Raw genomic sequence first — 9702 nt, forward strand, 5'->3', positions numbered from 1 at the left:
GTCAGGAGGAGGAGCAGGGCGCCGGCGAGGGCCGCGAGAAGGAGCGTCCCTCTCCGGGTGGGAGGGGGTGTCGGTTTTGTTCTCGGACAGGCTGAAGCCGTGTGGGGGGCCGGTGTCATGTGGGGGGACTCCGTCCGGGTGGATGGTTAGGAAAGTTTCCTAACCAGATGGAACTTCAGGCGCGCCCGGATGACAAGGGGCGTGACGAAGCCTTCCGTGCGACGGGTGTGCGCGCCCCCGGTGGCGCGCGCCGCCTCGCTCCTGTCCGGTCAGCGCAGGACGAGCTGGACGAGGGCGACGGTCCCGACGGCGACGACGAGGACCCGCAGCACGGCGGGGCGGAAGCGGCGGCCCGTCGCGGCGCCGAGCTGACCGCCCAGGGTGGAGCCGGCCGCGACGAGGGCGACGGCCGTCCAGTCGAAGTCGGCGACGAAGAGGAAGAAGACGGCGGCGACCGTGTTGACGACGGCGACGAGGACGTTCTTGACGGCGTTGAGCCGCTGGAGCGGCTCGTCGAGGAGCAGGCCCATCAGGGAGATGTAGATGATTCCCTGCGCGGCGGCGAAGTAGCCCCCGTACACACTGGCGAGTGTCAGCCCGGCGAACAGCGGGCGCCCGCCGTCCGGCCGTGCGGGCCGGTCCGCGGGCCGGCGTTCCCGCACCGCGCGGCTGATCAGCGGCTGGAGGGCGACGAGGACGAGGGCCAGCCCGACCAGACAGGGCACGACGGTCTCGAACGCCTCGGCGGGCAGGGTGAGCAGCAGTACGGCGCCGGTGATCCCGCCGAGCGCGGACCCGACGGCCAGCTTGCGGACGCGGCGGCCCTGCCCGGCCAGCTCGCGGCGGTATCCGACGGCCCCGCTGACGGCGCCGGGCACGAGGCCGAGGGCGTTGGACACGGTGGCGGTGAGCGGGGACAGCCCGGCGGCGAGCAGCACGGGGAACGTCACGAGTGTGCCGGACCCGACCACGGCGTTCAGGGCCCCGGCCCCCACACCGGCGCCGAACACCGCGAGCATCTCGAGCGGGGTCATGCCAGGCCTCGTACCGGAGGGTGGCCGGGGAAGGGGGCCGTGGAGACGCTCACGGGGGCACGGTCGCTCATGGGGGCACGGTAGCGGGCGGTCGGTTCGGCGCCCGCCGAAGGGTGACGGCCCTCCCCCATGTGGCTACGGCTGCCGTGCGTCCTCGCGTCCGCCCTGCGCCGGGCCGGCGGAACCGGCGTCCGCGAAGGAGGCGAGGAGCCGCAGCTTCTCGTCGCTGTCGCTGTCCTTGTCCGGGTAGTAGACGACGAGGATGACGTCGTCGAGGGGGAGTTTGTCGCGGTGGAGGCGCAGGCCGCCGACGACGGGGTGGTGGACGGTGGCGGTGCCTCCGTCGAGGGTGCGGACGTCGTGGCGGGCCCAGAGGGTGCGGAAGCGTTCGCTGGTGAGGGCGAGTTCGCCGACGAGTTCGACGAAGCGGGGGTTGTCGGTGTCGTCGCCGATGGTGGTGCGGAGGGCGGCGACGATGCCGGCGGTCGCCTGCGGCCAGTCCTGGTGGAAGGCGCGCTCCTCGGGGTCGAGGAGGAGGTCGCGCAGCCGGTTCCGGCCGGGGCGCAGGCGCGGGGAGAGCGCGACGGCCATGGGGTTCGACGCCAGCACGTCGAACGCGCGTCCCTCCACGAAGGCGGGGATCTGGAGGTGCGCGAGCAGCTGGTGGGCGCGCGCGGGCACGTGCTCGGGCCGCTTGCGGCGGGGCGTCCTGGGGCGGGCCGCGGCGAGGCCGAGGAGGTAGGTGCGTTCGACCTCGTCGAGCTGGAGGACCCGCGCGAGGGACATCAGGACCTGGGGTGAGGGGTTCTTGTCGCGGCCCCGTTCGAGGCGCAGGTAGTAGTCGGGGCTGATGCCGGCGAGCAGGGCGACCTCCTCCCGGCGCAGTCCGGACACGCGTCGGTTGCCGCCGGGCGGGAGGCCCGCCTGCTCCGGCGTGACCAGCTCACGCCGGGCACGAAGGTAACTGCCGAGCCGGTTGTCGGAAGCGTCGTCCTTCATGCGGCCACCGTAATGCGGTGCGCCGGGCGGAAGGGGGGTCCTGTCAGGACCAGGGAGAACGGGGGCTCTGCCCCGCGCACGGGATGCGGTGGAGGCTCGTGGCCGATAGCAGAGAACGCCGAGAACGCCGAGAACGCCGAGAACGTGGACAACACGTCGGCCACGAAGGGACATTCTTGTGAAACTCTCCGACCACACCGTATTCATCGCCGGTGGCACCTCGGGCATCGGGCAGGAGCTGGCGCGGCGGTTCGCCGCGGCCGGCAGCACCGTGGTCGTCGGCGGCCGCGACGGGGACGCCCTCGCGCGACTGGCGGAGGAAGGCTTCGGGACGGTGCGCATCGACGTCACCGACGCCGCCTCCGTCGCGGCGGCGCGTGACACCGTGCTCGCCCGGTATCCCGGGCTGGACACCGTGATCACGATGTCGGGCGTCATGCGCATGGAGGACCTGCGCGACCCCACGCACTTCGAGGCGACGGCGGCCACGGTCGACACCAACCTGCTCGGCACGATCCGGGTCGTCGACGCGTTCACCCCGCATCTGATCGGGCGGGGCGCCGGCACCTTCGTCACGGTGACCTCCGGCATCGCCTTCCTGCCGTTCCCGCCCATGCCGAGCTACGCGGCCTCGAAGGCGGGGGTGCACGCCTACTCGGAGGCGCTGCGCGCGCAGCTCGCCGGCACCGGTGTCGACGTCGTCGAGCTGGTGCCGCCGGCCGTGGCGACGGCCGGGCAGGAGAAGGTGAACCCGCACGCGCTGCCGCTGGACGAGTTCGCCACGGAGGTCATGGACCTCCTCGCGCAGGAGCCCACGCCCCGCGAGATCCTCGTCAAGGGCGTCCAGATGCACCGCTGGGCGGAGCGGGACGGTACGTACGACGACCTGGTCGCCCAGCGCTCGCAGGCCCTGGCCAACCTGCCGGGCCGCAGGGGCTGAACCCTGCGCGGCGCCGGGGGTGCACGAAACGGCGGTGGCCGGCGTCGTGCCGGCCACCGCCGTTGGGGACCGGACGGCTTGGCGCCCGGTCAACAGGTGTTCTAGGCCGCGCGGTCCATCGACGGCTTCGTGCGCGGCTTACGGCGCGGCGCCGCCTCGTCGGTGCGGCGGGTGCGGCCGCCGGCGCCGCGGTCCTGGGCGGTCTGGGCGCCGCTCTTGGTCGTACCGCCCTTGGCCGCGCCGCTCTGGGCCTGTCCCTGCCGGCCCGGCGCTCCACGGCGGCGGCTGCGGCTGCGGGACGGGGCCGAGGCGGTGCGCCGGGGGCGTTCCACGACCGGCACCGTGATGACGACCGGGACACCGGAGGGCGTCCGCGCGCCGGTGATGCGGGTCAGCTCGTCGTCGCCCGGCCGTACCTCCGTGATGCGCGGGGTGATGCCCGCCTGGGACATCAGCCGGCTGACGTCGCGCCTCTGGTCCCGCGTGACCAGGGTGATCACGCTGCCGGACTCGCCGGCGCGGGCCGTACGGCCACCGCGGTGGAGGTAGTCCTTGGGGTCGCCGGGCGGGTCGACGTTGACGACCAGGCCGAGGTCGTCGACGTGGATGCCGCGCGCCGCGACGTTCGTCGCCACCAGCACGGTGACGTGACCGTCCTTGAACTGGGTGAGCGTCCGCGTCCGCTGCGGCTGCGACTTGCCGCCGTGCAGGCCGGCGGCGCGCACGCCGTTGTTCAGCAGGTGCTTGGTCAGCCGGTCCACCGCGTGCTTGGTGTCGAGGAACATGATGACCCGGCCGTCGCGCGCCGCGATCTCCGTGGTCGTCTGCCGCTTGTCCGCGTCGTCGATGTGGAGCACGTGGTGCTCCATGGTGGTCACCGCGCCCGCGGACGGGTCGACGGAGTGGACCACCGGGTCGCTGAGGTAGCGGCGGACGAGCTGGTCGACGTTGCGGTCGAGCGTGGCGGAGAAGAGCAGGCGCTGGCCGTCGGGGCGCACCTGGTCGAGCAGCCGGGTGACCTGGGGCATGAAGCCCATGTCGGTCATCTGGTCGGCCTCGTCGAGCACGGTGATCGCGACCTCGTCGAGTATGCAGTCGCCCCGGTCGACCAGGTCCTTCAGCCGTCCCGGCGTCGCGACGACGACCTCGGCGCCGGCGCGCAGCGCGGACGCCTGCTTGCCGATCGACAGGCCGCCGACGACGGTGGCGATCCGCAGCCGCACGGAGCGGGCGTACGGGGTCAGCGCGTCGTTGACCTGTCCGGCGAGTTCCCGGGTGGGGACGAGGACGAGGGCGAGCGGCTTGCGGGGCTCGGCACGGCGGCCCGCCGTACGGGCGAGCAGCGGCAGGCCGAAGGCGAGGGTCTTGCCGGAGCCGGTGCGGCCCCGGCCGAGCACGTCCCGGCCGGCCAGGGAGTTCGGCAGCGTGGCCGCCTGGATGGGGAACGGCGCGGTGACGCCTTCGACGCCGAGGGTGGCGAGCATCGCGTCGGGCAGGCCGAGGTCCTCGAAGGCCTCCACCGCGGGAAGCGCGGGGGTGATCGTCTCGGGGAGGGCGAACTCCCCCGACGTCACGGTCCTGCGGCCCGCGCCGCCCTTGCCCTTGCCCTGTCCCTGGCGCGGCGCACCGCCGCGGCCGCCCGCGGCGCCGGAGCGGCGGACGCCCCTCGGGGCGCCCTTGCCGGCGGAGCGGTTGCGGCCGGATCGATCGTTCGCGCGTGCCTGTGTCACGGAGAACCTTCCTTGATGTGGCGCGTCTCAAGGAATGTCCGCCGCGATGGAACACGGGGAATTGCAAGAACGAGCCTGGGTGGGTGGGGCCGCGGGGGCGGTTCCGCCCGGTGAGGGCGCGACCCATGAGAAGCAGCGACGGGAGTGTGCACCTCTCCGTGTGATCCGTGTGAGATCTTGCTGCGCGGCAGGCGCCGGTGCCTACGCGGTGTCGGTCCCTCCGGCTCCGCGGGTCGATGACCGCGCGACTGCAACAGAGATCGACACTAGCACGGCGATCGCCGGAGCACTGTGACGGGCGTCGCCCTCCCCTCCGCCCGGTGCGCGTCACGCGTGCCCCGGGCGCTGTCACGCGCTCCCGTCACGCCCCCGGCGCCAGGCTCCGGAGCACGTCGAACTCGTTGCCCTCCGGGTCGGCCAGCACCGTCCAGGTGCGGTCCGGTCCCTGGCCCACGTCCACCCGTGTCGCGCCGAGGGCCAGCAGGCGTGCGACCTCCGCCTCCGTGCCGCGGTCGACCGGGCTGACGTCCAGGTGGAGGCGGTTCTTGACCGTCTTGTCCTCGGGGACCCGGATGAAGACCACGGTGGGCGGCATCTGGCGGGCCCGGACGTCCTCCACCGTGGGTTCCCAGGAGCCGATCTCGACCTTGTCCGCGGTCCGGTCGATCACCTCGAAGTCCAGGACCGCGCACCAGAAGGCCGCCAGCCGCTCCGGGTCGTGGCAGTCGACCACCAGCTCGGTGAATCTGCTCGCCACTTACGACTCACCGCCCGCCGGAACCCGCGCCACCCCCGCGTAGATGCCGCTGTCCTCCGCCGGGGGCGCCGGTTCGTCGCGGAACCACTCCGGGGCCGTCACCAGGCCGGGCTCGACCAGGTCGAGGCCGTCGAAGAAGCGGGCGACCTCGGCGCGGGTGCGGAAGCCGAGGCGGATGCCGGCCCGCGCGTACTCCTCGGTGACCTGGCGGGCCAGGTCGGCATGGAGGTCGGACGCGGCGTGGGACAGCACGAGGTGGCTGCCCGGCGCCAGCGCGTCCACCAGCTCCCGCACGATGCCCTGCGGGTCCTGGTCGTCGGGGAGGAAGTGGAGGAGGGCGATCAGGGACAGGGCGACGGGGCGGGAGAAGTCGAGGACGTCCCGGGCGTGCCGCAGGATCGCGGCGGGGTCACGCACGTCGGCCTGGACGTAGTCCGTGGAGCCCTCGGGGCTGCTGACGAGCAGCGCCTCCGCGTGCCGCAGCACGATCGGGTCGTTGTCGACGTACACGATCCGCGCCTCGGGGACCACGCGCTGCACTATCTGATGGAGGTTCGGCTCGGTGGGGATGCCGGTGCCGATGTCGAGGAACTGGTCGACGCCCTGGTCCGCGAGCCACGCGGCGGCGCGGTGCATGAAGGCGCGGTTCTGCCGCGCGGCGTCCTTCGCCTGGGGCGGGAGTTTGCGCCCGACGGCCTCGTCGACCGGGTAGTTGTCCTTGCCGCCCAGCAGCCAGTCGTAGACGCGCGCGGGCTGGGCCCTGCTGGTGTCGGTCCGGGGCGGGGTGGGGGGTGTGCCCGTCGGCATGACGTGTCCGTTCCCGTGAGTACGGCGGATCGCTCCCTGACGATCTTGAGTCTGGCACACCAACGGCCGTGCGGACAGTGCGGATTCACCGGTCGACGCGTCGGCGCCATGCACCTCGGCATCCGCCGGACGGTGACGCGCCGTGCACCTCGGCGCCCCTCCGACGGCGACGCGCCATACACCTCCGCGTCCCTCCGGCGGCGACGCGCCGCACCCCTCAGCGCCTCGACGGCGGCGGCGCCGTGCTGTCCCGCAGCACCAGCCGCGCCGGCACCAGCGTCGTGCCCCGCTCCGGACCCTCCTGCCGCATCTTCCGCAGCACCGCCTCCACGCACAGCCGCCCCACCTCGGCGAAGTCCTGGTGCAGGGTGGTCAGCGGGGGCAGGAACGACGACGCCTCGGGGATGTCGTCGAATCCGACCACGCTGACGTCCTCCGGCACCCGTCTGCCGTGTTCGTGCAGGGCCCGCAACAGCCCCAGCGCCATCTGGTCGTTGGCGGCGAAGACGGCCGTGCAGTCCTCCCGGGCGGCGAGTTCGAGGCCGGCCCGGTAGCCGGACTCCGCGGACCAGTCGCCGCGGACCAGCGGCGGCAGCTCCCGCCCCGCCTCGGTGAGCGCGGCGCGCCAGGCGTCGGTGCGGCGCTGCGCGGCGAACGAGTCGGCGGGTCCGGCGAGATGCCACACGGTGCGATGGCCGAGGTCGAGGAGGTGGCGTACGGCGGCGCGGGTGCCGCCGTGCTGGTCGGTGTCGACGACGGTGTACCGGTCGCCGGCGTCCGAGTCGACGACCACCACCTGTACGTGGGGCGGGAGTTGGACCGTCGCCGCGTCCAGGAGGTGCACCTCCATGATGACGATCACGGCGTCGACGGCGAGCTCCTCGAGGCGGGAGAACGCGCCGCGCACCTCGTCCTGCGTGGGCACGGCGACGGGCAGCAGCGTCACCGCGTAGCCCTCGCGGGCGGCGGAGTTGGCGATGGCCTCCAGGGTGCGCACGTTGCCGGTGGTGGCGAGCGTGAAGGTGATGACGCCGATGGTGCGGAACTCGCCGCGTTTCAGGGCGCGGGCGGCGCTGTTGGGCCGGTACCCGAGTTCCTTCATCGCGGCGAGGACCTGGCGGCGGGTCTCCTCGGTCACGCCGGGATAGCCGTTGGAGACGCGGGAGACGGTCTGGGCCGAGACCCCCGCGAGCCGTGCCACGTCCGCCATGGAGGCGGTGGCGCGCACCCGGCCGCGGCGCCGCGGGGCGGGGGCGCCCGTCCCCCGGCCGGCGTCCGCCGCCGCGGCCGTCGGGCCGCCCGGGTTCACCGTCGTGTCGTCGACCGCCTCCACGCGCCGCCCCCCGTCTTCCTGTCTCTCCTGTCACGGTCTCCAGGAGGACCCTTGACCGTCGTCATCGGGGCAGTGTAGACATGCCGCCACCGAATGTTTACGTAAACATAACAGCTCAGCGCGGTTCTCCGCCGAGTGATGTTTACGCAAACATCCGCACCGGGCGACCTGCCGCCCGGCTCCGTGCCGGGTGCCGAGCCGCTGGTTACCGGAACGCCGAACAGCGAGGGACGACATGACGACGCTGCAACCGCCGGCGGCCGCAGAGCCGCGGCCGGCCCCGCCTCCGGCGAGACGGAACCGGCGCTCGTGGAAGGGCTGGGGGTTCATCGGCCCGTTCGCGGCCGTGTTCGCCCTCGTCTTCCTCGCACCGATCGCCTACTCCGTCTACCTCAGCCTGTTCCGCGACCAGCTCATCGGCGGCACCACGTTCGTCGGTCTGGACAACTACCAGCAGGCGCTGAAGGACGAGCTGTTCTGGGCGTCGCTGGGCCGGGTCGCGCTGTTCCTGGTGATCCAGGTGCCGATCATGCTGGGCATCGCCCTGCTGGTGGCGCTCGCCCTGGACAGCGGCCGGCTGTACGGGAAGAGCTTCTTCCGTATCACGATCTTCCTGCCGTACGCGGTGCCCGCCGTGGTCGCCACCCTGATGTGGGGCTTCATGTACGGCACCAAGTACGGCCTGGTCGGGGACTTCAACTCCGCCTTCGGCTGGACGCTGCCCGACCCGCTCTCCGCCGACCTGGTGCTGGCCTCCATCGGCAACATCGTCACGTGGGAGTTCGTCGGCTACAACATGCTGATCTTCTACTCGGCGCTGCGGGTCGTCCCGCACTCCCTGTACGAGGCCGCCGAGATCGACGGTGCGAGCCAGTGGCGCGTGATCACCGCGATCAAGCTTCCCGCCATCCGGGGCGCGATGGTGATCGCGACGATCTTCTCCATCATCGGCAGCTTCCAGCTCTTCAACGAGCCGAACATCCTGCGTCCGCTGGCCCGCAACGCCATCACGACGGACTACACGCCGAACTTCTACACGTACTCGCTGTCCTTCAGCGGCCAGCAGCACAACTACTCCGCGACGGTGGCCATCATCATGGGCCTGATCACGATGGTGGTCGCCTACGTCGTGCAGCTTCGCGGCATGCGCAAGGGAGCGTGACCCGATGACCACCCCCGTCACCACCCCCGCACCCGCCGCCACGGCCCCCGGCGGGGCGAAGAGCGCGCCGCGACTGCGGCGCGCCAAGGAGCACCGCCCGGGCCGGCCCCGGCGCAGCAAGCTGCTGACCGTGCTGACCTCGCTGGTCGTCCTCTACACGGTCGTCCCGCTGGTCTGGCTGGTCGTCAACGCCACGAAGACGCAGTCGGGGCTGGCGAGCTCCAACGGCCTGTGGTTCGCGGACGACTTCGCGCTGTGGGACAACATCCGCGACACGTTCACCTACGGCGACGGCATCTTCACCCGCTGGCTGCTCAACACCCTGCTGTACGTGGTGCTGGGCGCCGGGGGCGCGACGCTGCTGGCGGTGCTCGGCGGGTACGCGCTGGCGAAGTTCGACTTCCCCGGCAAGCGCGGCGTCTTCGCCACGGTGATCGGCGCGGTGGCGGTGCCGGGCACCGCGCTGGCCGTCCCGACCTTCCTGATGTTCAGCAAGATGGGGCTGACGGACACCCCATGGGCGGTCGTCCTGCCGTCGCTGGTGTCGCCGTTCGGGCTCTACCTGATGTGGGTCTTCGCCAGCGAGGCGATCCCCACGGAGCTTTTGGAGGCCGCCCGGATGGACGGGGCGGGCGAGGCGCGGACCTTCTTCACCGTCGCCCTGCCGCTGCTCGCGCCCGGCATCGTGACCGTGCTGCTGTTCACCACGGTCGCCACCTGGAACAACTACTTCCTGCCGCTGATCATGCTCAAGGACCCGGACTGGTACCCGCTGACCCTGGGCCTGAGCGCGTGGAACTCCCAGGCGGAGACCGTCGGCGGCGAGACCCGACTGCCAGTACTTCTGGAGGAACAGGAACGCGACGACGAGCGGCAGGATGGTGAGGAGGGAACCGGTGATCACCAGGTTGAAGATCACCTCGCCGCCGACGGTCTCCGC

General features: G+C 72.4%; 9 protein-coding genes. 3 read left to right on the forward strand and 6 right to left on the reverse strand.

From position 1 onward, the window contains the following. Positions 1-269: 269 nt before the first annotated feature. Positions 270-1034, reverse strand: coding sequence for a sulfite exporter TauE/SafE family protein (locus tag CCN29_RS26770; RefSeq protein ID WP_031022898.1), 765 nt, complete (start codon positions 1032-1034; stop codon positions 270-272). Positions 1035-1169: 135 nt separating this feature from the next. Then, positions 1170-2033: a helix-turn-helix domain-containing protein gene (locus CCN29_RS26775; protein WP_086685095.1), complete on the reverse strand. Its 864-nt coding sequence runs from the start codon at positions 2031-2033 to the stop codon at positions 1170-1172. Between the two features lie 178 nt (positions 2034-2211). On the opposite strand from CCN29_RS26775, the gene CCN29_RS26780 reads away from it, so the two are divergent. Continuing rightward, complete coding sequence (locus tag CCN29_RS26780) at positions 2212-2973, forward strand: SDR family oxidoreductase (RefSeq protein WP_086685098.1); 762 nt, start codon at positions 2212-2214, stop codon at positions 2971-2973. A gap of 101 nt (positions 2974-3074) precedes the next feature. Here the strand turns inward: CCN29_RS26780 and CCN29_RS26785 are convergent, their stop codons facing one another. The 4 genes from CCN29_RS26785 to CCN29_RS26800 form a co-directional block, all read right to left on the reverse strand. Next, positions 3075-4703 carry a DEAD/DEAH box helicase gene (locus CCN29_RS26785; RefSeq protein ID WP_086685101.1) on the reverse strand — a complete coding sequence of 543 codons (1629 nt, stop codon included), beginning with the start codon at positions 4701-4703 and terminating at the stop codon, positions 3075-3077. A gap of 361 nt (positions 4704-5064) precedes the next feature. Further along, on the reverse strand, positions 5065-5460 hold the full coding sequence (locus CCN29_RS26790; RefSeq protein WP_006129788.1) for a VOC family protein: 396 nt from the start codon (positions 5458-5460) through the stop codon (positions 5065-5067). Further along, positions 5461-6267, reverse strand: a complete 807-nt coding sequence (locus tag CCN29_RS26795; RefSeq protein ID WP_006129789.1) for an SAM-dependent methyltransferase — start codon at positions 6265-6267, stop codon at positions 5461-5463. It abuts the gene before it with no gap. A 217-nt stretch (positions 6268-6484) separates the two neighbouring features. Beyond that, positions 6485-7477 (reverse strand): LacI family DNA-binding transcriptional regulator, encoded by a 993-nt coding sequence (locus CCN29_RS26800; protein ID WP_189406108.1) that lies wholly within the window; start codon positions 7475-7477, stop codon positions 6485-6487. Positions 7478-7835: 358 nt separating this feature from the next. On the opposite strand from CCN29_RS26800, the gene CCN29_RS26805 reads away from it, so the two are divergent. After that, the gene (locus CCN29_RS26805; RefSeq protein WP_086685104.1) at positions 7836-8762 is read left to right on the forward strand and encodes a carbohydrate ABC transporter permease; all 927 of its coding nucleotides are present in this window, start codon (positions 7836-7838) and stop codon (positions 8760-8762) included. Between the two features lie 4 nt (positions 8763-8766). Next, on the forward strand, positions 8767-9702 hold a 936-nt coding region (locus CCN29_RS26810; RefSeq protein ID WP_442538502.1), incomplete at its 3' end, for a carbohydrate ABC transporter permease.

Source organism: Streptomyces pseudogriseolus (assembly GCA_002154585.1).
In the GTDB taxonomy this organism is placed as follows: Bacteria; Actinomycetota; Actinomycetes; order Streptomycetales; family Streptomycetaceae; genus Streptomyces; species Streptomyces pseudogriseolus.